Raw genomic sequence first — 25,268 nt, 5'->3', positions numbered from 1 at the left:
GGCGCTGGCCACAAAAAAGCCGGAGAACCCGTCAGGGTTGTCCGGCTTTCCCTGCACCCAGAGCCTTGCCCGGGATGCGTTATCGCTGACTTACTTTACGGATGCACGGGCATCTTCAAGGATCTTGTTCAGCGTGGCACTGGGCTGCATCACTTCGCAGACCTTTTCCATCGGCGGATGGTAGTAACCACCGATATCCGCGGGGTGACCCTGAACCACGGTCATTTCCTCCAGGATCTTGTCCTTGTTCTCCTCCAACTGTTTCGACAGCTTGGCGAAGAATTCCTTCAGTTCCTTATCGCTGTCCTGGTTGGCCAGCTCTTCCGCCCAGTAGCGGGCCAGGTGGAAGTGGGAGCCACGGTTGTCCAGCTCGCCAGTGACGCGGGACGGCGACTGGTTGTTTTCCAGCAGACGCTCGGTGGCCTTGTCCAGGGTCTGCCCCAGCAGGCGCGCGCGCTCGTTATCCTGTTTCTCACCCAGTTCGTCCAGGGACACCGCGGTGGCCAGGAACTCACCCAGGGAATCCCAACGCAGGTGGTTTTCCTGAATCAGCTGCTGCACGTGCTTGGGCGCGGAACCGCCGGCACCGGTCTCGTACAGGCCGCCGCCGTTGAGCAGCGGAACGATGGACAGCATCTTGGCGCTGGTGCCCAGCTCCAGGATCGGGAACAGGTCGGTGAGGTAGTCACGCAGAACGTTACCGGTCACGGAGATGGTGTCCAGACCGCGGATCAGACGCTCCATGGTCCAGCGGATGGCGCGAACCGGCGACATGATGCGGATATCCAGGCCTTCGGTGTCGTGATCCTTCAGGTAAGTGTTCACCTTCTTGATCAGCTGCGCATCGTGGGCACGCTCGTCGTCGAGCCAGAACACCGCCGGCATGCCGGTGGCGCGGGCACGGTTGACCGCCAGCTTGACCCAGTCACGGATCGGCAGGTCCTTGGTCTGGCAGGCGCGCCAGATATCACCTGTCTCGACGTTATGCTCGGTCAGCACAGTGCCGTCTTCGGCAACGATGCGAACAACACCGTCTTCCTTGATTTCAAAGGTCTTGTCGTGGGAGCCGTATTCCTCGGCTTTCTGCGCCATCAGACCAACGTTCGGCACGGTACCCATGGTGGTGGGATCGAAGGCACCGTGGGTCTTACAGAAGTTGATCACTTCCTGGTAGATGGTGGCGTAGGTGGACTCCGGCATAACTGCCTTGGTGTCCTTGAGCTTGTTGTCCCGGGCCCACATCTTGCCGGAGTTACGGATCATGGCCGGCATGGACGCATCAACGATAACGTCACTGGGGACGTGCAGGTTGGTGATGCCCTTGACCGAATCCACCATGGCGATTTCCGGACGATGCTCGTAGCAGGCGTGCAGGTCTTCCTGGATCTGCTCCTGCTTGGATTCCGGCAGCTGCTTGATCTTCTCGACCACGCTGGACAGGCCGTTGTTCGGGTTCACGCCGATCTCGTCGAACAGGTCGCCGTACTTGTCGAACAGGTCCTTGTAGAAAACCTTTACCGCGTGCCCGAATACGATCGGGTGCGAGATTTTCATCATGGTAGCTTTGACGTGCAGGGAGAACATAACACCGGTGTTCTCGCAATCGGCAATAGCGTCCTCGAAGAACTTCACCAGCGCCTTCTTGCTCATGAACATGCCGTCCAGCACTTCGCCTTCCTGCAACGGAAGGTCGGACTTCAGAACCGTCTGCTTGCCCTGTTTGTTCTCGAACATGATGTTGGCTTTAGTGGCCTTGTCGAGAGTTACAGACTGCTCACTGGAGTAGAAATCGCCACCGCGCATATGGGCCACGTGGGTACGCGACGCAGGGCTCCATTCGCCCATGGTGTGCGGGTATTTGCGGGCAAAGGCTTTTACCGCGGCCGGCGCACGACGGTCGGAGTTGCCCTCACGCAGTACCGGGTTTACGGCACTGCCCAGTACCTTCGCGTAGCGGGACTGGATTTCTTTCTCTTCGTCGGTCTTGGGATGCTCGAGGTACTCGGGCACCTTGTAACCCTGCTCGTTCAACTCTTTGATAGCGGCACGGAGCTGGGGAATGGACGCAGAAATGTTCGGCAATTTAATGATGTTGGCGTCCGGGTCCTTGGTGTATTCACCCAGTTCAGCCAGCGCATCCGGAACCCGCTGATCTTCTTCAAGATAATCCGGGAAGTTCGCCAGAATACGCGCCGCGAGAGAGATGTCGCTGGTTTCGAATTCAATACCAGCCGGCTTGGCATAGGTTTCCAGGATGGGAAGAAGCGACCGTGTTGCGAGGGCTGGGGCCTCGTCGGTCAGTGTGTAGACAATCTTGGCTTTGGATGATGTCATTTTCGTCCTCAGGCTAATGGGTGGGTTCAGGACGGTCATGGCGGGGTCAGGCGTCTTTTGAACGTCCGACCTGGGCAATGACTGATTAGGAACTTTTGATAGACCTACTAAGATACCATTTTTTCGTTAATTTTGGTTACGATCTTAGTATAAGAACGGACTAAAAATGCCTGATCTTCGGTTACAAGACGATGAAATGGCGGGAATTTACGAAACTTTCTAACATTGCTTCGGAGTGGACGCAGGGCGGGTAAAGCCTCCCAAAACACGCTCCTTGCGGCACATCCCTGTGGCGCTTGGGCTCCGCCATCCATGGCTCCGCACAGTTTTGGGAGGCTTTACCCGCCCCGCTATTCAAGCTTTTCAGTTGGGTTCCGAAAGACGAGTTAGGCCCGCCTTCGGTGGTTGATTGTCAACAAAATAAGCCTCAAACCGACAGTAGGTCGGATTAGCCAGCGGCGTAATCCGACAACCACCATCAGATTTCAGACCTTCAATCGGGCAACAACCCAACCTCAGCCAACCGCTCCCGAATATGATCCAGCGCCTCGGGATTCCCCAGGGCGTCCCGGTTGTCGGCCTTTTTCGAGCCGTTGATCAACCGGGCCACCGCCAGTTCCACTTTCTTGCCACTGCGGGTGTACGGAATGTCGTTCACCTGCACGATGTGCTTGGGCACGTGGCGTGGGCTGGCGCCTTCGCGGATTCGGCTCTTTAGCTGTTTCAACAGGTCGTCGGTGATTTCCTGGCCATCGGCCGGAACCACCAGCAGAACCACTTCCACGTCGCCGTCGATCTGGCGGCCAACTACGAGGCTGTCTTTGACCTCCGCGACGGTTTCCACCTGGCGGTAGATTTCTGCGGTGCCGATGCGGACGCCGCCCGGGTTCAGGGTGGCGTCGGAGCGGCCGTAAATGATGGCGCCGCCGTGTTCGGTGAATTCGATGAAATCACCGTGCGCCCAGACGCCGGGGAAGGTGTTGAAGTAGGCATCCTTGTAACGCTCACCATCCGGGTCCTGCCAGAAGCTGACCGGCATGGACGGCAGCGGCTGTCGGCAGACCAGTTCGCCCCGGCCTTCGCTGACCGGCTGGCCGTCGTCACCATAGGCGACAGCATCGACCCCGAGGAAGCGGCACTGGATTTCGCCGCGACGCACGGGCAACAGCGGCGTTGAGCCTACGAAGCAGCCACAGATGTCAGTGCCACCGGCGATGGAACCGAGCAGGGCGCCGGGGGCGCCGTCGCTGTAAACCCAGTCATAGTCTTCTGGCAGCAGCGGGGAGCCGGTGGAAAACACCACTCGCAGGTTGCTCTGGTCCAGGGTTTTTGCGGGCTGAAGTTCGCCTTTGCGGCAGCCGGCGATGAATCTTGCGCTGGTGCCGAAGTGGGTGACTTTTTCCTCCGCCACGGTGTCCCACAAGAAGTTAAGGCTCGGGTAACCCGGGGAGCCATCCACGGTGATCACGGCTGCGCCGGTCATCAGGGCGGAGGCCTGCCAGTTCCACATCATCCAGCCACAGGTGGTGAAGTACAGGAACCGATCTTCAGGGCCAACGTCGCCATGGAGCATCAGTTCCTTGGCATGATTGACCAGCAGGCCGGCGTTGCCATGTACGATGCACTTGGGTTTGCCAGTGGTACCGGAGGAATACAGGATATAGACCGGGTGATCCGGGGGCAGCGGCGTGAATGATGGCGCATTGCCTTTGCCGTAGGCCAGTACGTCGTCCCAGGTGGTCACCAGGTCACCGGCAATCGGGGGCTCGTCCGGCAATTGCTGGACACTGACAACCGATTTGAGCGTGGGCAGCCCGGCAATCAGCTCTGCGAAATCCTGCTGACGGGCGAATACCTTGCCGCCATAGCCGTAGCCATTCACCACGATCAGCGCTGACGGTTCAATCTGGCCAAAGCGGTCAAGAATGGCCCCAATGCCAAAATCGGGGGAGGCAGAACTCCAGATGGCACCCATGCTTGTCGCAGCGAGCATTCCAACAAGGGCTTCGTAGCCATTGGTGACAACGCCGGCCACACGGTCGCCCTGCTGAATACCCTTGTCACGCAGGAAAGCTTCCAGGGCACCCGCGTCCGCTTTGAGTTGTGCGTAGGTGCGGCGCAACACCGGGCGTGTTTCGCAGTACGCTACCACCGCTTCCCGATCTGCGTGTTCGCCGTCCGCCAGCCGAAGCAAGTTGGCGGCAAAGTTCAGCTTCATACCCGGGAACCATTCGGCGCCCGGCATTTGACGCTTGCCCAGTACTTTCTCGGCCGGGGTATCGCAGACCAGGCCGCAGTAGTCCCAGACTTTCTGCCAGAAGGTTTCCAGCTCATCAATGGACCACTGGTGCAAGGCATGGTAATCGGCAAAGGGACCGAAGCCCTGCTGCTCCAGCCAGGCCTTGAATTGGCCCATGCGGGAATTGGCCAGGGTGTCTGCCGACGGAGACCAGACTACGGGTGATTGTTCTTCATTGCTCATCCATATCTCCTGAATGTTACTGCATATGCCAGCCATGGCTGACCACGATAGACTGGCCAGTCAGGGCGGCAGAGGGGAATGCGGCCAGATGAACGGCCAGCTCTGCCACGTCTTCCAGGGTGGTGAACTCCCCGTCCACAGTGTTCTTGAGCATCACTTTACTGATCACTTCCTCTTCGGAAATGCCCAGCTCCTTGGCCTGCTCCGGGATCTGCTTGTCCACAAGGGGCGTGCGCACGAATCCGGGGCAGATAATATTGCTTCGCACCCCGTGTTCCGCGCCCTCCTTCGCCACTGCTCTGCACAGCCCCAACATGCCGTGCTTGGCAGCAACGTAGGGTGCTTTCAGGGGCGAGGCCTCCAGAGAATGCACTGACCCCATGTAGAGCATGGTGCCCCCGCCGCTCTCATACATGTGCTTGAGTGCCGCGCGAGTCACCAGGAAGGCGCCATCGAGATGCACATTCATGACTTTGCTCCAGTCGGAATAGGCAAGTTTGTGCACCGGGTCGATGTGCTGGATGCCGGCATTCGCGATAGCGATATCCAGGCCACCCCACTGTTTAACCACAGAGTTGACGTTTACGTCAACTGCATCTTCATCAGTCACATCCATTTCAAGGGCAATCGCAGTGCCGCCAGCCTGCTCAATAGCCACCACGGTATCCTGTGCCGCCTCCATGGTAAGGTCAGCCACCGCAACCTTGGCGCCTTCGCGGCCATAAGCTTCGGCAATGGCCCGGCCGATGCCGCGACCGGCACCGGTAATCAGGGCAATCCGGTTTTCCAGACGCATTGTTATTTTCTCCTTAATCGTAAGCGACGCTGGGCAGCCAGGTTGCGATTTCCGGCACCACAAACACGATGGCCAGAGCTACCAGCTGAATAATGATGAACGGAATAACGCCGCGATAAATATCGGTAACTGCGATCTCCGGCGGCGCCACGCCCTTGATGTAGAACAGCGCAAATCCGACCGGCGGTGTCAGGAACGATGTCTGCAGACACATGGCAAACAGGATAGTGAACCACACCAGATCAAAACCGAGACTTTGGACAACCGGCGCCACCAGGGGCAGGATGATCAGGGTGATCTCGACCCAGTCCAGGAAGAAGCCCAACAGGAAAACGCCAAGCAAAATGGTGAGGACCACGCCATAAGGCCCGAACGGCAGACCCAGCAGGGCGTCTTCAATCACCTGATCGCCACCCAGTCCGCGCAGGACAACAGAGAACGCGGTTGCGCCCAGGAAGATGGCGAAAATGAACGCAGCCGTCCGGGTGGTCTGCTGCATGGAGGAATTCAGAACCTTCAGGTTCAGTCGGCCAGACATCAATGCCAGCAACAGGGCACCCAGAGCACCCACACCAGACGCCTCGGTCGGTGTTGCCACACCGGCGAAAATGGAGCCCAGTACGCCGAGAATCAGGGCCGCGGTTGGCACCACTGCCTTGGCCACTTCCCAGACGATGGCCCAGCTCACTTTCTCCGTGCCTGCCGGCACCGGCGCGATGTTCGGCTGCAGCATGGGACGGAGGATGGCGTAGGCAACGTACATGGCACCCAGCATCAAACCGGGAAAGAACGCGCCCATGAACAGGTCACCTACCGAGGCCTCGGGAACCGCCAGGCGGTCAGCCATCAAGACCAACATGATGGAAGGCGGAATCAGGATACCCAGGGTACCTGTGGCACAGGCGGTACCCACGGCAAACCCCTTGTCGTATTTGTTCTCCATCATGACCGGCAGGGACAACATGCCCAGGAGTACAACGGACGCACCAATGATGCCGGTGGTCGCGGCCAGCAGAACGCCGATCACGATTACCGTGACGGCATAGCCGCCGCGAACGGCGCCAAACAGCTTGACCATACTGTTCATCAGCCGCTCGGCCACACCGGACTGGTCAAGCATGATGCCCATGAAGATAAACATGGGCAGGGCGACAAGGGTTTCGCTGCTGACCACCTTCCATATTCGTTCAGGCACAAGGCCCATTGAAGACTGGTAATCAAACCAGAGATTGGCACCAAAATTTTCAACGGCGACGACACCGACTACGGTCCAGATAACCGCGGTGCCACCCAATACCCACGCGACCGGATAACCGGTCATCAACAGCGCCCCGAAAGTGAGGAACATGCCGATTACAAAAAGGGTTTCAAGCTCCATCAGGACGCATCCTCTTTCTTGTTCTCACCGGATTCGACCCGGATTGGCTTTGGAAAGCCGAAAAGCAAAGCGGTAACTTTCAGCAGACGGGAAAGGGCCGCAACGATCAGAAGCGCAAAAGACAGCGCCAGGATGCCCTTGAGAATCCAGCGGTAGGGAAGCCCCGCGGGCGCCTGACTGGTCTCGCCCTGTTCCCAGGAGCTCACCGCGTAGGGAATCATTTCGTACACCGCCAGAACCAGAAAAGGTAACAACAGGAATACCAGGCCAAACAGTTCAATCCAGGCCTGGCCTTTAAGCGACATGCGTTCATGGATAACGTCGACCCTGACGTGATCATCGGTCACCAGGGTGTAGCCCAGCCCCAACAACCAGCCCGCGCCGGCCAGATGCCATTGCACTTCTTCCAGGGTGACCGAGCCCATGCCGAAGGCATAGCGCCCCACCACCGCGTAGATAATCACGCCCGTGACCACGATCCAGAGCCAGGAAGCGCTCTTGCCAATTGCGGAAATGACCCCGTCCAGGATCCGGCTGAACCGGGTCGTCGGGAACTCGGTGTGATGATGAATAAATTGACCGGCGTCCGACGCCGACGCATGCACCTCGGGCGGTGAGCCTTTATCAGACACTGTCATACAACAGTTCCTCGTTCACAAAGCCTGCCATGAAACAAGGATGGCCCCGCAGGGCCATCCAGACTAGATACGTGAACACCGGACTTTCATCCGGTGCTCTGGGTCAGCCCCGAACCTTACAGGTCCGCCGGTACATAGGCGCGGGTATCCCACACCTTGTAGGTTTCCATGAATTCCTGCTGGCTTTCATAGACACGCTTGAAGTCAGCATCCTTGGCGGCTTCTTCCTCAAGAACTTCCTGGGTTACGTCTTTCAGCTTGAGCAGAACGTCGCGGGGGATCTGGTCAGCCTGAACGCCCTTGTCCTGGAACTCAGCCAGAACCTTGCCGTTCTTGTACTCGCCCTCAGCCAGACCACGGGTTGTGGCCGCGGTGCAGGAAGCCTCAACCAGAGCCTTCTGCGCCTCGGTGGCACGATCCCACTCGTCCTGATTGATCAGCATGTACTGAGCGGTGAACTGCTGGTGCCAGCCCGGGAACAGGTTGTACTTGACCACCTGATTGAAGCCCAGAATCTGGTCGATGGCGGGCATGGAGAACTCGGTGGCATCGATGGTGCCTTTCTCAAGCGCCTGATAAAGCTCACCGCCTGGCATCATGGTGACGGAAGCGCCCAGCTTTTCGAGGACCTTGCCACCCAGACCCGCAAAGCGAATCTTCAGACCCTGGTAGTCTTCCAGTGATTCAATCGGCTCGGCGTACCAACCGGCTGTTTCGGGCCCGATGATGCCGCACAGCTGGGCATGCACGTTGAAGCCCTTGTTGGCGTAGGTTTCCTGCAGCATTTCATGACCACCGCCGTAGTAGTACCAGCCGATATAGGCCCAGGGCTTCATACCGAAGGGAACTGCCGCAAACAGAGGAATCGCGGGCACTTTGCCCTGGTCGTAACCGATCCAGGTGTAGCCAGCCGAAACCTTGCCGTCAGATACGGACTGCAGGATGTCGAACGGAGGAACCAGCTTGCCGGGCTCGTATACACGGACCTGGATGCTGCCGTCTGAGGCGGTAGTGAGGTTGTCTGCAACCCAGGCAGCGGGAGAACCGAGGCCCGGAAGGTTGGTAGCGAAGGCTACGGGCATTTTCCAGCGCAGATCGTCAGCAAACGCAGAGCCCGTGGTGAGAGCGATCGCACCGGCCACACCGGTGAGAGCCTTGAGAAGTTTCATTGGCAAGTCTCCTAGCATTGTTATTGTATCTGGCCTGGCGCGGATAGCCGGGGCCTGATCTGAGTATAGTCAGAAAACGCAGGAACAGACGGACAGGGTAAGTCTTGGGGGTCCAACAGTTAGCGTCAGCCTTGTTCTCTGCATTGTTCTGACGTCCTGCGTAACGGATTTAGCAGACACCGTGCCAGATTATATTTATTCATATAATTCAAAAGGTTAGAAGCTGAAGAGAAAATCGAAACGAACCGAGATGTCCGGATATCCAGACAGTCTTAGACATCAGTCGTAGGTAGTTGTACGGACTGCCAGACAGCCGTCCGGAATTCAGGACAGCTTCGCCAGCTTTTCGTAAAGGACGGATCTGGAGATGCCCAGCAGCTTGGCAGCACGGGTGCGATTGCCGCGGCTCGCCACGAGGGCTTCTTCGATGGCCTGGGCCTCGGCCTCGGCCAGGGTCTGGGATAGAGGCCTGACAGGTTGTGGAGCCAGCGAAGAAACCGGGCGCGTTCCTCCACGGGGCAGGACCTTGAAAATGGCGTCGGCATCCAGCAGTCCGCCCTCTTCACCCATGGTCATTGCCCGCTCCAGAACATTGCGCAGCTCCCGGATATTGCCTGGCCAGTCGTAACTGCCCAGAGCCGAGACGCCGGCGTCAGTAATTTCGCCGCGCAACTCCAGTCCTTCGCAGATCTCTTCAAGTAGTGCCTCGCAGAGCACACCGAGATCCGCCAGACGATCCCGTAACGGAGGAATGGGAATTTCCAGAACATTCAGACGGTAGTAGAGATCCGAGCGGAAGGTGCCCTCGGCAATCATGACCTCGAGGTTTCGACTGGTGGCGGCAATAACCCGCACATCCACCGACACCACCTTGTTGGAGCCGAGGGGCTCGATCTCGCCTTCCTGTAAGGCACGCAGGAGCTTGGCCTGCAGGGGCAGCGGCATGTCGCCAACTTCATCCAGGAACAGCGTGCCGCCGTTGGCCAGCTGAAACTTGCCATCCCGGGTTCGGCGATCGGCGCCGGTGTAGGCGCCAGGAGCCACACCGAAGAATTCTGCCTCCAGCAGGTTGTCCGGAATCGCAGCAACATTCACACCTACGAACGGCTTCTCTGCACGACCCGAGACGGTGTGAATCGCCTGGGCAAGCACTTCTTTACCGGTGCCGGTTTCTCCCAGCAGCAGAACCGGCATATCGCGGCCGGCCGCCAACCGCGCCCTGCGCTTGACCTCCAACGCTGCCGGACTGGCCCCGACAAAATCGCCAAGACTGTAACGGGTGCCCCGGGATTTCCTGGCCAGTGCCTTGCGGGCCGCTGCCAGATCCTGGTGCAGTCGCCGGTACTTGGAAACCAGCGGTGTCAGGGGTTGCAGATCGTCGTACAGCACAAACGCAACGGCACCGACAATCTGCCCCCCATCGTCAAAATAAGGCAGCCGTGTCACCACCAGTTGTTGCTGGTTATGTTCCATGATGTCCAGCAACAGGGGTTTACCAGACTCAACCACCTCGGGCATTCGGGTATGGGGGATCAGCTGGCGCACCGGCTTGCCAATCACTGTGGACGGATCCCCAAGACCCAGAAGATGGGAATAACTGCTGTTGATCCAGGTGATGCGGGCACTCCGGTCGACAGCGATCGCTCCGGCACTGGCTTCCTCAAACATCGGGAACAGGGCTTCGATCAGGTCCCGGGTCAGTCCACTCTTGTTCTTGTCGGAAAACAGCTCTGTCATGTACCGCGCACCAACGGGTCGAATGTCATTCATGGTATTAACCCTGGCACCCGGCAGGCCGGGTGCAGTCACGGAAGTATATGAGGCCCCCGGACCGGGGGCAAACGAAGCCGGCCCGATACCGGGCCGGCCGCTGGCTCCTTTATTCCGGAATCCGGACCTGGTCATCTTCAAAGACAATCTGGTCTGCGGCATCCGGCGCGGGGTTGATGGCCGGCAGGTTGGCCTCTGCCAGCGGTGTCGTGATGTTGCCCCGGGGCACAGTCCGAACCACCTGGCTTGGTGGTAACGCCTGCTTCTCGGTCAGATTGGCCCAGACCAGATCCAGCGCCTGGAAGTAGTAGTGGTGCAGCGGCACATAACGGTCAGCAACGCCCGGGAAACCATTGAGCACATCCAGGTGATGGGCGTTGAGGATTTCGTAGTACCGAAGGTTGCTTTTCTTCCCCTCTACCCGCTGGTTCAGGCCGAAATAGGGTCTGGAGGTGTGGTTAATTGGCAGAATCGCATCGGCGCGACCGGTAACGAAGACCGTCGGCTTGCCCTGCAGATCACCCGAGGCACGAACTGCTGAAATACCGTCGGCAATGGCCGTTGCCAGCTCGGCGTCGGAGGCCTGCAAATCAGCGCCGCTGATGGCGTCGCTGCCCTGGGCAAGGCTACGAAGGCACAACAGTGCATCCAGGCCATAGTCCAATTGATTCGTGCTGGGAGACGCACTGGCAGGCAGATTTGTGGGCTGGCCGTCGGCACCGTCGTAGACGATGTTCACCCCGGCCGATGGCGGAATGCCATTGCTGGCCGAAAACAGGGCCGCCTCTGCAGCGGGCGCCAGCTGGGTCACCGCTCCCGCGGAATCGGTGGCCGCCAGGCTGAGATCACAGACCCGATCTTCGACACCGGCCCGGCCATAGGCGTTGGCATAGGTCATGGAAATGCTCTGGGCCACCGCCAGGCCAAAGTGCACGGGCGCCAGCAGATTCTGCTCTGGCTGAATACCGAACTCTTCGTTCAGAATCCGCAGGGCGTCGGTGGCCCGGTCATCCAGGGTGGCACCGCTTACCAGTCCCTTGTTGGCAAGCGAGTTACAGATATTCTCGCCGATCTGTGGGGGATTGAAGGTGGCGTTCAATGGCGCATCGTCCCGGATCGCCGGCGCCTGATTGGCACAGCCCTGGTAAACGGCAAGGGCCGTGGTGTAATCCAGCAGGCTCCGGCTGTGCTCGGTAATCACCGGGCCTTCACCCTGACGAATGGTAAAGCTGCGGTCCACTTCCGGATTCACGTTGGGTTCGGACACCGCCACGCCGTCAATCAGTCCGCGAGTGTCCTGCTCGGCCGCACGAACGGAAGAACCGCCGCCATTGGAGACGCTGGAGGCAATCACCACGGTATTTTTGGGGTTGATGGTCAACAGCGTTTCGCCATTGCCCAGTTCCCGACCAAACTTCTCGTTCAGCACATAGAACCCGAATTCAATAGACTGCAACACATGCAGCCCCCAATCGGCTTCCGGGTTGGCTTTGGAGTGTGCGTGCTTGTAGGCAAACCGGTCCGGCCAGACGCTGTCGAAATCTGCGCGCTGCTCATCCGTAAGATCAGCCCGGAACTGCACTGGCTCATCGGCAGAGGTCAGCGTGCCATCAATGCGTTGGGCGGTGTTGGTGGCCAGGTTATGGGAGCCAGTGCCGGTACCCTTATCGGTGTAGACAACGGCGCATCCCTTTTTCAATCCCCATTCGCCGGCCGTACCTATGGCACCATAGATGCCACGGGAGCCGGACGACGGCGCCGTCACCATGCAGGGGCGATCGGGATCAAAGCTATCAGGCACCTGGGCCATGACCGTCACCGGCACGTCGGTACCCGGAACCGCCATGTAGGCGATGTATTCGTCGCCCGGAATGAGTCCTTCACCGCTGGCGCCCACCTGGGGACCAAAGAAGGTGCCATACCCTCCGCCTGTCGCGGTATCCACCAATGCACGGTAGTTGTTATAGATCGCCAATCGGCGGAGTTCCGTCGCGGTCGGGTTCAAGGGATCTGCGAATGCCGGCGCGGGCGCACTGGCCAGACCGCTGGCACCGAGGCCGGCGGTCAACAGGTCATCATTTATCCCGTCGTAACTGGTCTGGGTTATGTCGCCCTGGATAAAATCAGGGATCTTGTTGAAGGGAGGGTTATCCTTGCAGGCAGTGAGGGTCATCCCCGTGGCGCCGATGAGGGCGCAGAGCATTATTCGTTTCATGATCGTTCCTTGTTTGTTGTTGTAAACGAACAGACCAGGCCTCAAGCCGGGCCCCGGGAACGCCATGCGGATCCTGTGCCAACCAGGTATCTTTCTGATTTATATACCTTTAATCCATCTTTGGGATTTGCTTCGAACAATTGTTCCGGATTTCCGGACAGTCTCTTGCCAATCGATGAGCATGAAAGACTGTGAGAGCGCACTTTGAGCAGATTGTCCTGAATACCGGACGCTGTATGGAATGTCGGACAATGGAGTCTGGGCCGGCTCAAGCGCCAGGCCAACATCCACCATCATTGCCGCTTCGTAAATCAGACAGACGCTTTCAGCCGCTTCATAGAGGAGATGCCATTGTCCGTCTACCAGACACGACTGAGACGTGGTGGGATATTCGGGTTGATCGGTAGTCTGCTGATCCTCGCAGGCTGCGCGACCCATCACAATGGGTCAACCACCGCCAGCCTCCCGGATGAAGGACCCTTCCGGATAGAACAGGATTTGCGGTTCTCTCCCGATGGTTGGCCAGAAGCCCTGTTCGCCGACCTCTACCTCCCGACCGGGCAGGCCTCAGAGGCCCGCCACCCCGTTGTTCTGATGGTCCACGGTGGTGGCTGGCAACGCCGATCCCGGGAAGACATGGCCTGGATCGCGGAGGAAGTGGCCAGCCACGGTTTCGCAGTGCTGAACATCGACTACCGGTTTGCCCCGGCACACACCTTCCCGGCCCAGCTCTATGATCTGCAACTGGCCCGACAGTGGCTGAACCGGCACGCCGACGAGTATCAACTGGACGCAGGTCGGGTAAGCGGCTTTGGCTTTTCCTCCGGCGCCCATCTGATTGCGCTCCTCGCCCTGGTGGCGAGCTCCGACAGCGACCTGAACCAGCCCCACGGCGGGCCGGAAACCCGATTGCATGCGGTCGTCACAGGGGGCCTGCCTTCCGACCTGATGGCCTTTGGTTCGGGCAAGCTGATCCGGCAATTCCTGGGTGGCGAGCAGCAGGACATACCGGAAATCTATCGCAAAGCATCACCAATCAGCCATGTGACCGCCGACTCACCGCCTTTTTTCCTGTTTCACGGTGCCATGGATATGCTGGTGCCATTCGACCAGGCAAAGCGATTTCAGGAAGCGCTTGAGGATCATCAGGTTTACAGCGAACTGTATGAAATGCACCTGCGGGGGCACGTCACCAGCTTTTTGACCGCAGGCGAAGCGGTGGACGCAGCGATCGGGTTCCTCGTTGGTCAGCAAGCCCGCCAGCAAGAGGGCTAAGACCCTGTCCGCTACGCGATCCGGATGAACGGAAGCAGACTCAGGCCCATGATCACCAGGATGGCAATGCAGGCGGCGAGGGTCCGGACTGGCCGCTGCCTGAGCATGAACCAGAAACCGCCGGATTCGCCTCGGGCCATATGTTCCTCGTAGGCCTGCCGCTGGGTTTCGTAGCGTTGCCGCTGATACTCATCCAGCAGTGCCCGGGCCCTTGCTGCCTCATCGTCATCATGAACCCAGAAACCGCCCATGCTGATGCCCCAGCGGCTGGGTGGTGTCTCGTAGTAGGCCACCTCGTGGGCATCGAACAGAGCCCGGATTTCATCGGCCTCGTCATCGGGTACATGGCGCAGGTTCATCAGATGGTGGGGCATGGACTCTCGTTGTCTGGTATCGGGTGCGGGTATCCCTATATCCTAGCACTAAAGCCCGACCGGGCCCGACTGCCCGAATTCGACACCGGAACTCTGAATGACCGACAGCTCCCTCCGATTACTGCTGGAGTTTGAAAACCAGGCGCAACGGGACAGATCACAGCCCCCCACCTTCCTGCATCGCCGCGACCGCAAGTTCGCACTGATGTGCGAAGAGCAGGGCGTGGCCCCGGACGCTGCCCGTTGGCTGGCCCACCTGAACCGGCTCAGTGGACCCGGAACAACCCAGACATCCGCCGACCCGATTCTGCGGTCCTGGCGCCGGATTGCTACAGGTTTTGCGGCCGTGGGGCTGATCGCCGGCATGCTGACCATGGCCGGACTGCTGTTCTACGACGGCGGCCAGCGCATCAACATCACGGTGTTTCTGGCCTTCGTTTTACTGCATCTGGCCCTTGCCCTGTTTACCACCGTGCAGTCTCTGGCCGGATGGCAGCCCTGGCGTTGGCTGTTACAGCGTTTCGGGGCCAACCCTGGCCATGGGGAATTCAACAGACTCCAGCCACTGCTGATGGCCAGGGCCGCTCACCTGGGCGGCATCGCGTTCGCCAGTGCCGGGCTGATCACCCTGCTGGCCATGGTGGTGGTCCAGGATCTTGCCTTTGGCTGGAGAACGACCCTGGACACCGCTGCGGCGAGCTACCACGAACTGGTGAGCGCGGTCGCAATGCCCTGGGCCTGGTTCTGGCCGGCGGCCGCCCCGGATCTCAGCCTGGTCGAGGCAACGCGTTTCTTCCGGGCCGGAGAACCTGCGACAAATCCGGACCCGGCCCTCTGGGGCCAGTGGTGGCCCTTTGTCACCATGCTCTGGACAACCTGGATTCTGCTACCACGTTTGCTTCTCTGGGGATTCGCCCTCACCCAGACCCGACAAAAAGCACGCCGGTTGCTCGCCAGTCACCCGGCCATGCATGCCCTCATGTATCGTCTGGAAACGCCTGCCCTGGACACCGGAAACAGCCACCATGATGCCGACGACCTGCCGGATACGAACGCTCGAAGCGATTGCCTGCCACTGCCGGACAGCGACATCCTGCTTTGCTGGGCTGGCGCCGGCGAGCCGGAATTGCCAGAGGGGCTCCGTTCAGGCAAACAGTTTGTACTTCATGCCGGCGGCACCGCGAGCCTCTCGGACGATGATCAGGCCATGCAGTCAATCGCTGTGCATCTGAGAGCGCGCCCAAAACCCGTTATCCTGCTGGTGCGCAGCTGGCAGCCCCCCACGGGTGAACTGGCGGACTTTCTGGAGAGTGCCCGCGGCATCTGGCCCGACGGATCCAGGGTCGCTCTGGTACCCCTGGCCCCGGATAGCAGCCAGGAGCCTGATGCCCATCAGATACAGCCCTGGCTCCGATTTGCCGAACGGGTTGGCATCGATTTCGTTCAGGTGTCGCTACCGCCCCTCCAGATGCGGGATCCCTATTCAGCACTCGGGGAGCATTTATGACAAAGGCACCTACGTTTGCCGTCGTTGGGCACCCGAACAAGGGCAAATCCAGCGTGGTTGCCACCCTGTCCCAGAATGACGCCATCGCCATTGCCCTGGAGCCCGGCACCACCCGCAAGCGCCAGGCCTACCCCCTGAAAGTGGATGGGCAGATCCTCTACACCCTGGTAGACACCCCCGGTTTCCAGCGCCCGCGCCGGGTACTGGAGTGGCTGGAAGCCCACAGTGTCTCCGCGTCAGACCACGCCGACACGGTCAAAGCCTTTGTCACTCAACATCAGGGGGATGGCCGTTTCACCGATGAATGCGAGCTTCTGACGCCCCTGATCGAGGGTGCCGGAATCATTTACGTGGTGGACGGCTCGGTACCTTACAGCGCCGAACACGAGGCGGAAATGACCATCCTGCGCTGGACCGGCCGGCCCAGCCTGGCATTGATCAACAGCATCGGAGCCGACGATTACAGTGACACCTGGCAGTCAGCACTGGGCCAATTCTTCCAGGTTGTTCGCCGCTTCGACGCCGTTCGCGCTCCTTTCGAGCAACATCTCGGCCTTTTACGCGCATTCGGACAACTGGAGCCAGACTGGGAAGCGCCTCTGGAGCAGGCCACGCATTTTCTGTCTGCCCAGCGCCAACAGCGCCGCCAACAAGCCGCTGCACTGATCGCCAGGGCACTCGAGGACATGATGTCGTTCCAGGAAAAACGCACCCTGACCGCTGGCCAGGCGGCCGGGACCAGTGACGATTCACTGGCCGACCAGCTGCGCCGGAACTGGTACCGCCATCAGCGGAAGCGGGAACAGACCCTCCGCGTGGATATCGAACACCTGTATCAGCACCAGCGCATCCGCCGTCAGGAAGCCGAACTGGAATGGCACAGTGAGCACGACCTGTTCTCGGAAGACAGCCGCAAAGCCTGGGCCGTCAGCAAACGCTACCTGGCCACCGCCGGCTTCGGCGCCGGTGCCGTCAGCGGTGCCGGGATCGACGCACTGACCTTCGGCTCCTCCCTCGGAACCGGCGCTCTGGTAGGCGGACTCATCGGTGCCGCCGGGAGTTATTTCTACGGTGATCGGCTGGCCCTGCCGGCGCTGAACATCGGGGTACTTCGGGACGGTTTGAAAACAGCTACCTTTGGCCCTGTACAGGACAGTCAGTTCGGCTATGTTGTATTAGGAAGGGCAGTGGATCACTGGTGGCACATCTCCCACCGCAATCACGCTGGCCGCGACCTGTTGGACCTCGAGCCGGCAGACCATCACTGGCTCGAACGCCTGGAAAAATCGAGCCGGCAACAGATTCAGAAAGCCTTCGATAAAAGCCGGAAACGGCGCCCTCTGGATGAACATCAGCGGGAAAAATTCGCCAACTCGATCGAACAGGCCATGGCTGTTTACGACGATTGGCGGTTGAACCGCAACTGAAAACGATGTTTATACTTAAAGGCTATTCCATCACAAAATGAGGAATGCGAATGAAAATCGTACGAGTGCAAGACATCATCGGTACCGAGCGCGAAGTACACGGCCCCGGCTGGACCAGTCGCCGCATGCTGCTCAAGAAAGACGGCATGGGCTTCTCCTTCCACGAGACCATTATCCCGGCAGGCGCCGAACTGAACCTCTGGTACAAACACCACCTGGAAGCGGTCTACTGCGTCGCCGGTAACGGCAAAATTCTGGACAAAGCCACTGGTGAAACCCACGAGATCACCGACGGCACCCTCTACGCACTCGACAAGCATGACCAGCACACCCTGTACGGTGGCACCGAGGACATGCGCCTGATCTGTGCCTTCAACCCGCCGGTAACCGGCCGTGAAGTCCACGACGAAGACGGCGCCTACCTGCCAGATACCGGCGAAGACTGATTCGTTTTGAGCGTGGCTGAACCCCAGGCCGCGACCACACCGCCACCGCCAGCCAGGCTGCTGCCGGTGGCGGTGTTGCTTTGGCTGGCCGGAGTTTACCTGCGCATACCCGTACTGGTTGCACCGCCCCTGGCGCCGTTCATTGGTGATGAACTGGCATTAACCCAGGCCCTCACCGGCGCCCTCACCACCCTGCCCATCCTGATGCTGGCCATTGGCTCCATGCCCGGCTCCCTGGCGATTGCCCGGATTGGCCCCCGCAATACCCTGGCTCTGGCCATGGTGATCATGGTGATCGGCTCCGCCGGGCGCGGCCTGATGCCCGACACCCTGACCCTGATGATTGCCAGTGCAATCATGGGTATCGGCGTCTCCATGATGCAACCGTCACTGCCGGCACTGCTGCCCCGATGGCTGGAACCCCACCACCTCGCGTTAGGCTCGGCGATCTACATGAACGGCATGCTGATGGGGGAGTTCATCGGTGCCGGCATCACGCTGCCTGTGCTCATGCCCCTGCTGGATAACAGCTGGCGCGCCACCCTATTGGCCTGGTCACTCCCGGGGCTGCTGATTGCTGCGGCCCTGTTCCTACCCAAACGGGACCGGGCCAAACCGGTGCGAAAAGTGGCCTGGCTACCGGACTGGCATAACCCCTTGACCCTGAGAATCGGTCTTCTGCTCGGCCTCTCCGGCTCATTGTTTTTTGGCCTCAACGCGTACATGGGCAACCTTCTGCAGCATCAGGGCCAGTTCGACAAACTGCCGGACGCCCTGTTCTGGTACAACCTTGCCCAGGTCTTCGCTTCCCTGATCATGCTGAAAATGGCGCGCTACTGGGTCGGCCGTCGTGGCGTCATCGCCACACTGGCCAGCATCAGCCTGCTCGGCGCCATTGGCGCGGTCATGCTCAACGGCTGGTGGTCCATCGTCAGTGCCACCCTCATGAGCTTGGTCGCCGGCATGCTCCTGATCCTGCTTGTCGCGATACCTCCGCTGGTGGTCTCCGCCGCCGAAACTGGCCGCCTCTCCGCCGGCACCTTTCTGGTCGGTTACACCGTCGCTTTTTGCGTGCCCATGCTTGGCGGTGTCGTCGCCGACTGGACAGGCGATGCCCGCCACGCCCTGATGCTGATGATCACCTACGGCCTGCTGGTCTTGCCCCTAGCCTTTACCCTGAACCTGGAACGAAAAAAGGACCAGCCCGAAAGCTGATCCTTCTCTGAATACCAATTTTCCCTTCGCGGACTCCCCGTATCCAGCCGGAACGGCCGTGGGGCGGGGGTGTCCTTTCCGCCGGGAAAAAATGTCTGAGCAAAGCGAGTTGTTTTTCCCAGAGGAAAGGACACCCCCGCCCCGCGGCCAGACTCCGAACTAATACATGGTCAGATGTAATAGTCCTTCAACGGAGGAAACCCATTAAACTCAATGGCGCTATACGTCGTGGTATAAGCACCGGTAGACAACCAATACATCCGATCCCCAATCGCCAGATTCAACGGCAACGGATACTTGTGGTGCTCGTACATGATATCGGCACTGTCACACGTCGGCCCGGCAATCACACAGTCCTCGCCTTCGCCCACCTTCTCGGTCCAGATCGGAAACTTGATCGCCTCATCCAGCGTCTCGATCAGGCCTGAAAACTTGCCCACATCGGTAAACACCCAGCGGTGCAGGGCAGTGCGGGATTTCCGGGAAATCAGCACCACCTCACTCACCAGCACACCGGCATTGGAAATCAGCGAACGGCCCGGCTCGATGATGATCTCCGGCAGCTCCGCGCCAAAATCCTCGTGCAGGAAGCGGGCGATCTCCTCCGCGTACACCTTCAGCTCGTTCGTGCGGGTGATGTAATTGGCCGGAAAACCGCCACCCATGTTGATCATCTTCAGCTCGATGCCGTCCTCTTCCTTCAGGCGCTCGAAAATCACCTTCACCTTGTTCAGGGCCGCGTCCCAGGCGCCGATTTCCCGCTGCTGGGAACCCACGTGGAACGACACACCGTAAGGTACCAGGCCCAGGTCACGGGCCAGGATCAACAGATCCATGGCCATGTCAGTCTGGCAGCCGAACTTGCGGGACAGCGGCCAGTCGGCGGTCAGGGTGCCTTCGGTCAGGATGCGCACGTACACCTTCGAGCCGGGGGCCGCCTTGGCAATGTTGCGAAGGTCTGCTTCCGAGTCTGTGGCGAACATCCGAACACCCTTCTCGTAGAAGGTGCGAATGTCCTTCGCCTTCTTGATGGTATTGCCGTAGCTAATCCGCTCACCGGTCACGCCCAGGGCCATCACCTTGTCCAGCTCATACACCGATGCGATATCGAAACAGGCACCTTTATCACGCAGCATGGTCAGTATCTGCGGCGCCGGATTGGCTTTCACCGCATAGTAGACCTTGGCGTAGGGAAAACCCTCGATGAGCTCGTCGTACTGACGGTCAATCGTTGCGGTATCAATCACCACAAACGGGGTTTCCTTGCCGTCGGCAAAGTCCTTGATGCGCTTGAAAGTCTCAGCTTCGTAGTAATCGGCGATGTTAGCGTTAGCGGCTTCGGTCATGGGTGGTGTGTCCCTCCACAGGGCAAACAGACATAAAAAAAGGCGCCACAGCAAGGCTGCAGCACCCATAAGATGGCGCGATCATCGGGCTTTTTTTCAGGCCCGGATATGAGCATATCTACCCATAAGTAATGAACGACGTCAGCACCGCCAATGGCATGAAATCTCGCGGGAAAACCCTCAGACGGCCACTGGCCAGAGTGGCGTCGGCTCTGTGGGCCCATCCGGGTCTTCCGGCGCAGTCTGCTTCCTAAGATAGCCCAGTATCGCCTCCTGCAATTCGCTACCCTGACCGAGACCCTGATTGCCAAAAAGCCGGTTGAATTCCAGCACGTAGGGATAGCCTTCCACCAGGGCAATATCAAAACCGGCGTGATCAACACCCAATTCCCGGGCAAGTCTTAACGCCAGATCGGTCATTACCTCGGGTACCGGACTCCTATCAATGCGGCCGCCGCGAGCGACGTTATTGTAGAAGCCCTGATCAGCCTGAGTTCGCCAATAGGCCGTCAGCACCCGATCACCAACCACCACAACACGGGCATCGCGGTCGAGAGGCAGGTATTCCTGGGCATACAGAACATCAGTGCACTCGCAATAGCGCCGCCAATCCTCTCGGGTTTCGATCAGCCAAACCCCCTCGCCCATGCTGGCCTTCGGCAGCTTCGCCACGAACGGATGGGACATGGTGTCCCAGATCATGTCCCGTTCCAACGGGCCATTCGCCTCGACCATCGTCCAGGGTGTGTGCTCCGGGGCCACCGCCTGAAACGCCCGGGTCATCTCGACCTTGTCATGGCCGATGCGGTAGCTTGCAACACTCGGAAATACCCGGCATTTGAGTCCATGAACCAGGGCGTTCAGCTGCCAGTATTCGGGGAACAGGACCCAGTCAGCCTCCCGCAACAATTCTTTATGGCGCAGAAACTGGTCCGGCTTCAGAACGGTGGTGTTGGGAAAGCCCAGGGTCCGGAAAATATCGAAGGAAACAAGGTGCATGGATACTGCGCACTCGAGGATTGAATTGCGCGTATTTTATACAGGGCTAGGATCCTGGCAAGCGGTATTTTCCTTTCTTTTCAGCGGGACTGACAAAAATCAATGCACCCTTCTCCTTCGACAGTAAACTTATCGCCAATCATTATTATTGTCATTAAAGGTGATAGCCATGAAAAAGCCCCTGATTTTGCTTCTGACCTGTGCCGGCCTTGCGACAACACCCTTTGCGTTCAGCGATGAAGTGGAGCATTTCAAAGGTGAACCCGCAAAATCCCTGGAGCAGGCTGTGAATAACTTCTCGGAATACAATAGCAAGCTTGAACAGGTTCTGGACGGTGAGCTGACGCCCGAAGCCATGGGCGAAGTCCACAAACTGACCTACACCCTGGAAAACGCCCTGGGCAAAATCAACGCGGAATTTGACGCCCTCGCCGCAACCCTTGAAACGATCCACGTCGCGTCCGAGCATGCCGACCCGGACACGGTGAAAATCAACGGTGAGAAGTTCTTGAGTGTCAGTCGGAAGGTCATCGAGTAAGCATCGGACAAACCCGGCCGCCACTGCTACCCTGGAGTCAACGAAGACTCAGGAGCCGGCACGATGCGGGAACTCGATACCAGGGCACGCACCCTGCTCTCAGGGCTACGAGCAGACGTTCAGTCCGGCGCCACCCAACTGGCGCTGAATACCCTCAACGAACTTTTGTCCTACCTGGACGAGGTTGCGCCGGACGTCGAGATCCTTTCCCGTCTGCTAGCGGAACTGAGGGCGGCCCGGCCTAGCATGATCGTGATCGGCAATGCGCTGGCCATGATCGAACAGCGATTGAGCAGCGATCCACACGCCGCGCGAGCGGCCATCATCGACACGCGCGATCGTTTACAGGATGCCACTACCACCATTGCCCGGCACGCCCGCGAGCATTTGCCGACAACCCCCGTGATCATGACCCACAGTGCCAGCTCAGTCGTCCTGGCCCTGTTCCGGAGCATGGCCGAGAACCAGCAGAGCTTTTCCGTTATCTGTACCCAGAGCAGTCCGGGGTTTGAGGGTCACTCCCTGGCCCGTGCCCTGGATGAACTCTCAGTGCCTGTCACGCTGATTACGGATGCGCAGATGGGCCTCTTTGTCCCGGAAGCCGATGTGGTGATCACCGGGTGTGATACCTGGCTGGACGATGGCTGTTTTATCAACAAAAGCGGAACCTACCTGCTGGCCCTGGCAGCCCGGGCTGCCGGCAAATCTTTCTGGGTTCTCGCGGACAGCTTCCGCAATAGCGACGCGAATCCCGGTTTGGTCGAGCTTGAGGAAATGCCAGCCGACGAGCTCAACGCACCTGAAGGGGAGTGGATAACTCACCGGAACGTCTATTTTGAGCGGGTGCCACACGCCTTGGTCAGCCATCGGATCAGCGAGCAGGGCGTTTTTTCGTACCCTGCTGGGCCTCGGCGGTAAGGGGATCTTCAGGCCAGGGATGCTTGGGGTACCGTCCACGCATGTCCTTGCGCACCTCGGGATAGGCGTTGCACCAGAAACTGGCCAGATCCGCGGTGACCGCCAGGGGGCGCTGGGCCGGTGACAGCAGATGGATCACCACCGGTTTCCGCCCCCCTGCCACGGCCGGAGTCTCCGTCCAGCCGAACAGCGCCTGCAGCTTGGCCGCCAGAACCGGACCGTTGTCGGCGGTATAGTCCAGGCGCACCCGCTGTCCCGTCGGGATGGTCAGGTGCGTCGGCGCCAGGGCCTGAAGCTGCTGCTGGGCCGGATAATCAAGCAGACTGTTCAGGGCCTGCAGCAGGTCGATCCGGGCCAGATCAGACCACCGGTTCATGCCGGCCAGAAACGGTCCAAGCCAGTGCTCCAGATTTTCCAGCAAGGCCGCATCGCTTGTGTCCGGCCAGCCATCATCAGGGAAAGACCCGGCGAGCAACCGCACACGGGCCCGCCACTGAAGGCCATCGTCAGTCCAGGGCAGGCTTGCCAGGCCCTTTTTCCGGATGGCATTGATCAGGCCCTGCTGAACCAGCTCCGGGTCAACCTGCGCAATGGGTTTTTCCTGCAGCACCAGTTCGCCCAGCTTACGGACCTCTCTGGCGATAATCTTGCCCTGGCCCTCGTCCCACATTGCCTCCTCGGTCTCGTGGATATGGTCAGCCAGATCCGACTCCAGATCCGGGATATCCACCGGCGCCGCAAGGTAGATGGTGGCTTCCCGGGCCCTGCCATCCAGCTCCGCAGCCACCAGCCACTCGTGCCGCGCCAGGGGATCATCCTCTCTCAGTGCGGCGCCTTTGCCATTGCTGAGTTGATACCTGGGCGCCTTGCCCGGGCGTCGTCGCGCGATACGATCCGGATAGGCCAGGGCCAGCAACCGCCCTACCTCCGTCTCGGACGGCATGGGCGCATCCGTCGCAGCAGGCCCTGCAAGACGCCTGGCGGACTGGCGCAAAGCCTTCAGGCGAGCAGCATCCAGCGTGCGATCACGTCGCTCCCCATAGAAAACACGAATCCGCTCGTGCATGGCTGCCCCGGCACCAGAGCCCAGAAGATCCCGCTCTTCCAGCAGGGCAGCCAGTGCAGCAGCAGGCCCTTCAAGGCCGATAGCGCGGCCTTTCAACACCATATGTGCCAGGCGCGGGTGTATTCCCAGGTCACGGGCCGCCTTGCCGTGATCCGTTATCGCTCCGGCTGTATCGAGCATGTCCAGCCACTGCAACAGGGCCACCGCCTGTTGCCAGTGAGCGGCGGGTGGCTCATCAATCCAGGAAACAGCGGCGGCCTCACGGGCACCCCACTGGGCCAGTTCCAGAACCAGGGGTGCCAGATCGGCCTCCAGGATTTCCGGGGGCGTGTAGTCGGCCAGACCGAATTGTTCCGATTCGCCCCACAAGCGATAACAGACCCCCGATTCCACCCGGCCGGCCCGGCCTTTTCTCTGCTCCGCCGACGCTTTCGACACCCGACCGGTCACCAGTCGCGTCATGCCGCTGTTGGGATCAAACACCGCCCGGCGCTGCTGGCCGCTGTCGATCACAACCCGGACGCCTTCAATCGTCAGACTGGTTTCGGCGATGGCCGTGGCCAGCACCACCTTACGTTGACCCTCGGGCGCGGGAGAGATGGCCTGATCCTGCTGCTCCGATTTCAGGTTGCCGTAGAGCGGTGCAACCGTCACACGGTCTGGCAGGTTGCCAATCAGCTGCTGCTCGACCCGGCGAATCTCTCCGGCACCGGGCAGGAACACCAGCAGGGAGCCGGTTTGATCCCTCAAGGCCTCCTGAACCACCGACGTAACCTGGTCCACCAGGCGGCTGTTGCGAGACGTCGGCCGGTAATGGACCTCCACCGGAAACGCGCGCCCCTCACTGGTAATAACGGGCACGTCGCCCAGCAACCTTGCGATGGGTGCGGTATCCAGAGTCGCGGACATCACCAGCAGCCGCAGATCCTCCCGCAACGCCTGCTGCGATTCCCGCACCAGGGCAAGGCCAAGATCCGCCTGAAGCGAGCGCTCGTGGAACTCGTCGAAGATGACCGCCGCATAGTCCTCCAGCATCGGGTCGGCCTGGATCAGCCGGGTCAGGATGCCCTCGGTCACCACTTCAATGCGGGTCGCGGGAGAAACCTGTGTATCCAGCCGTGTGCGATAGCCAACCGTCTGGCCTGGCTTTTCACTGAGTTGCCTGGCCATGAATCGGGCCGCAGACCGCGCCGCCAGCCGACGGGGCTCGAGCATAAGAATCTTGCCATCGCCGCGCCAGGACGCATCGAGGAGCGCGAGGGGAACACGGGTGGTTTTGCCGGCGCCCGGTGGGGCCTGCAGGAGCACGGTACTGGTCTGCTCCAGAGCTGCTTGCAACTCTGGGAGAATGGCATCAATCGGGAGCATCGGTTCC

At 59.8% G+C, this 25,268-nt stretch carries 19 protein-coding genes; 7 read left to right on the top strand and 12 right to left on the bottom strand.

Annotated features, from left to right (window positions below; genetic code table 11):
- Positions 1-90: 90 nt before the first annotated feature.
- The 8 genes from NUW46_RS00485 to NUW46_RS00450 form a co-directional block, all read right to left on the bottom strand.
- Complete coding sequence (locus tag NUW46_RS00485) at positions 91-2,334, bottom strand: NADP-dependent isocitrate dehydrogenase (protein WP_418141101.1); 2,244 nt, start codon at positions 2,332-2,334, stop codon at positions 91-93.
- A 493-nt stretch (positions 2,335-2,827) separates the two neighbouring features.
- The gene (locus NUW46_RS00480; protein WP_418141100.1) at positions 2,828-4,816 is read right to left on the bottom strand and encodes an acetoacetate--CoA ligase; all 1,989 of its coding nucleotides are present in this window, start codon (positions 4,814-4,816) and stop codon (positions 2,828-2,830) included.
- A gap of 16 nt (positions 4,817-4,832) precedes the next feature.
- On the bottom strand, positions 4,833-5,612 hold the full coding sequence (locus NUW46_RS00475) for a 3-hydroxybutyrate dehydrogenase (protein ID WP_069182486.1): 780 nt from the start codon (positions 5,610-5,612) through the stop codon (positions 4,833-4,835).
- A 13-nt stretch (positions 5,613-5,625) separates the two neighbouring features.
- Entirely contained in the window at positions 5,626-6,990 is a 1,365-nt protein-coding gene (locus NUW46_RS00470; protein WP_069182485.1) for a TRAP transporter large permease, read from the bottom strand.
- On the bottom strand, positions 6,990-7,628 hold the full coding sequence (locus NUW46_RS00465) for a TRAP transporter small permease subunit (protein ID WP_418141099.1): 639 nt from the start codon (positions 7,626-7,628) through the stop codon (positions 6,990-6,992). The genes NUW46_RS00470 and NUW46_RS00465 overlap by 1 nt, the downstream gene beginning before the upstream one ends.
- A 116-nt stretch (positions 7,629-7,744) precedes the next feature.
- The gene (locus tag NUW46_RS00460) at positions 7,745-8,797 is read right to left on the bottom strand and encodes a TRAP transporter substrate-binding protein (protein WP_069182483.1); all 1,053 of its coding nucleotides are present in this window, start codon (positions 8,795-8,797) and stop codon (positions 7,745-7,747) included.
- A 324-nt stretch (positions 8,798-9,121) separates the two neighbouring features.
- A complete protein-coding gene (locus tag NUW46_RS00455) occupies positions 9,122-10,534 on the bottom strand; it encodes a sigma-54 interaction domain-containing protein (protein WP_069182832.1) in 1,413 nt (470 codons plus the stop codon).
- 142 nt (positions 10,535-10,676) lie between these two features.
- The gene (locus NUW46_RS00450) at positions 10,677-12,782 is read right to left on the bottom strand and encodes a 3-hydroxybutyrate oligomer hydrolase family protein (protein ID WP_418141098.1); all 2,106 of its coding nucleotides are present in this window, start codon (positions 12,780-12,782) and stop codon (positions 10,677-10,679) included.
- A 351-nt stretch (positions 12,783-13,133) separates the two neighbouring features.
- Here NUW46_RS00450 and NUW46_RS00445 point away from each other — a divergent pair, with 351 nt between their 5' ends.
- Positions 13,134-14,057, top strand: coding sequence for an alpha/beta hydrolase fold domain-containing protein (locus NUW46_RS00445; RefSeq protein WP_418141097.1), 924 nt, complete (start codon positions 13,134-13,136; stop codon positions 14,055-14,057).
- A gap of 11 nt (positions 14,058-14,068) precedes the next feature.
- Here NUW46_RS00445 and NUW46_RS00440 read toward each other — a convergent pair whose 3' ends face one another.
- The gene (locus tag NUW46_RS00440) at positions 14,069-14,431 is read right to left on the bottom strand and encodes a DUF6164 family protein (RefSeq protein ID WP_418141096.1); all 363 of its coding nucleotides are present in this window, start codon (positions 14,429-14,431) and stop codon (positions 14,069-14,071) included.
- 97 nt (positions 14,432-14,528) lie between these two features.
- Between NUW46_RS00440 and NUW46_RS00435 the strand changes: the two genes are divergently transcribed.
- Genes NUW46_RS00435 through NUW46_RS00420 form a run of 4 tightly spaced genes read left to right on the top strand, consistent with a single transcriptional unit; the run spans position 14,529 to position 19,026 of the window.
- Positions 14,529-15,938 (top strand): DUF2868 domain-containing protein, encoded by a 1,410-nt coding sequence (locus tag NUW46_RS00435; protein WP_418141095.1) that lies wholly within the window; start codon positions 14,529-14,531, stop codon positions 15,936-15,938.
- Positions 15,935-17,365: a GTPase/DUF3482 domain-containing protein gene (locus NUW46_RS00430; RefSeq protein ID WP_153634179.1), complete on the top strand. Its 1,431-nt coding sequence runs from the start codon at positions 15,935-15,937 to the stop codon at positions 17,363-17,365. The genes NUW46_RS00435 and NUW46_RS00430 overlap by 4 nt, the downstream gene beginning before the upstream one ends.
- Before the next feature lie 50 nt (positions 17,366-17,415).
- A complete protein-coding gene (locus tag NUW46_RS00425) occupies positions 17,416-17,811 on the top strand; it encodes an ectoine synthase (RefSeq protein ID WP_069182478.1) in 396 nt (131 codons plus the stop codon).
- A gap of 12 nt (positions 17,812-17,823) precedes the next feature.
- Positions 17,824-19,026 carry a CynX/NimT family MFS transporter gene (locus NUW46_RS00420; protein WP_418141094.1) on the top strand — a complete coding sequence of 401 codons (1,203 nt, stop codon included), beginning with the start codon at positions 17,824-17,826 and terminating at the stop codon, positions 19,024-19,026.
- A gap of 170 nt (positions 19,027-19,196) precedes the next feature.
- Here NUW46_RS00420 and NUW46_RS00415 read toward each other — a convergent pair whose 3' ends face one another.
- Positions 19,197-20,372: a type III PLP-dependent enzyme gene (locus NUW46_RS00415; protein WP_069182477.1), complete on the bottom strand. Its 1,176-nt coding sequence runs from the start codon at positions 20,370-20,372 to the stop codon at positions 19,197-19,199.
- A gap of 180 nt (positions 20,373-20,552) precedes the next feature.
- On the bottom strand, positions 20,553-21,371 hold the full coding sequence (locus NUW46_RS00410) for an ATP-grasp domain-containing protein (RefSeq protein WP_418141093.1): 819 nt from the start codon (positions 21,369-21,371) through the stop codon (positions 20,553-20,555).
- Between the two features lie 169 nt (positions 21,372-21,540).
- Between NUW46_RS00410 and NUW46_RS00405 the strand changes: the two genes are divergently transcribed.
- Both NUW46_RS00405 and NUW46_RS00400 read left to right on the top strand, forming a co-directional pair.
- Positions 21,541-21,909 carry a DUF6746 family protein gene (locus tag NUW46_RS00405; RefSeq protein ID WP_305965414.1) on the top strand — a complete coding sequence of 123 codons (369 nt, stop codon included), beginning with the start codon at positions 21,541-21,543 and terminating at the stop codon, positions 21,907-21,909.
- Positions 21,910-21,972: 63 nt separating this feature from the next.
- On the top strand, positions 21,973-22,827 hold the full coding sequence (locus NUW46_RS00400) for a translation initiation factor eIF-2B (RefSeq protein WP_305965413.1): 855 nt from the start codon (positions 21,973-21,975) through the stop codon (positions 22,825-22,827).
- Here NUW46_RS00400 and hrpB read toward each other — a convergent pair.
- On the bottom strand, positions 22,781-25,261 hold the full coding sequence (gene hrpB / locus NUW46_RS00395) for an ATP-dependent helicase HrpB (protein ID WP_418141092.1): 2,481 nt from the start codon (positions 25,259-25,261) through the stop codon (positions 22,781-22,783). The genes NUW46_RS00400 and hrpB overlap by 47 nt on opposite strands.
- Positions 25,262-25,268: the final 7 nt, after the last annotated feature.

Origin of the sequence: Marinobacter sp. MA (assembly GCF_048298425.1) — a bacterium.
Lineage (GTDB): Bacteria > Pseudomonadota > Gammaproteobacteria > Pseudomonadales > Oleiphilaceae > Marinobacter > Marinobacter salsuginis.
Note: the sequence above shows the minus strand (reverse complement) of the source record. Positions and strands in the feature narration are given on the sequence as shown.

Bases quoted from the DNA above. Each gene is read 5' to 3' on its own strand.
- NUW46_RS00485 (WP_418141101.1), bottom strand. From the start codon at position 2,334: ATGACATCATCCAAAGCCAAGATTGTCTACACACTGACCGACGAGGCC.
- NUW46_RS00480 (WP_418141100.1), bottom strand. From the start codon at position 4,816: ATGAGCAATGAAGAACAATCACCCGTAGTCTGGTCTCCGTCGGCAGAC.
- NUW46_RS00475 (WP_069182486.1), bottom strand. From the start codon at position 5,612: ATGCGTCTGGAAAACCGGATTGCCCTGATTACCGGTGCCGGTCGCGGC.
- NUW46_RS00470 (WP_069182485.1), bottom strand. From the start codon at position 6,990: ATGGAGCTTGAAACCCTTTTTGTAATCGGCATGTTCCTCACTTTCGGG.
- NUW46_RS00465 (WP_418141099.1), bottom strand. From the start codon at position 7,628: ATGACAGTGTCTGATAAAGGCTCACCGCCCGAGGTGCATGCGTCGGCG.
- NUW46_RS00460 (WP_069182483.1), bottom strand. From the start codon at position 8,797: ATGAAACTTCTCAAGGCTCTCACCGGTGTGGCCGGTGCGATCGCTCTC.
- NUW46_RS00455 (WP_069182832.1), bottom strand. From the start codon at position 10,534: ATGACAGAGCTGTTTTCCGACAAGAACAAGAGTGGACTGACCCGGGAC.
- NUW46_RS00450 (WP_418141098.1), bottom strand. From the start codon at position 12,782: ATGAAACGAATAATGCTCTGCGCCCTCATCGGCGCCACGGGGATGACC.
- NUW46_RS00440 (WP_418141096.1), bottom strand. From the start codon at position 14,431: ATGCCCCACCATCTGATGAACCTGCGCCATGTACCCGATGACGAGGCC.
- NUW46_RS00435 (WP_418141095.1), top strand. From the start codon at position 14,529: ATGACCGACAGCTCCCTCCGATTACTGCTGGAGTTTGAAAACCAGGCG.
- NUW46_RS00430 (WP_153634179.1), top strand. From the start codon at position 15,935: ATGACAAAGGCACCTACGTTTGCCGTCGTTGGGCACCCGAACAAGGGC.
- NUW46_RS00425 (WP_069182478.1), top strand. From the start codon at position 17,416: ATGAAAATCGTACGAGTGCAAGACATCATCGGTACCGAGCGCGAAGTA.
- NUW46_RS00415 (WP_069182477.1), bottom strand. From the start codon at position 20,372: ATGACCGAAGCCGCTAACGCTAACATCGCCGATTACTACGAAGCTGAG.
- NUW46_RS00410 (WP_418141093.1), bottom strand. From the start codon at position 21,371: ATGCACCTTGTTTCCTTCGATATTTTCCGGACCCTGGGCTTTCCCAAC.
- NUW46_RS00405 (WP_305965414.1), top strand. From the start codon at position 21,541: ATGAAAAAGCCCCTGATTTTGCTTCTGACCTGTGCCGGCCTTGCGACA.
- NUW46_RS00400 (WP_305965413.1), top strand. From the start codon at position 21,973: ATGCGGGAACTCGATACCAGGGCACGCACCCTGCTCTCAGGGCTACGA.
- hrpB (WP_418141092.1), bottom strand. From the start codon at position 25,261: ATGCTCCCGATTGATGCCATTCTCCCAGAGTTGCAAGCAGCTCTGGAG.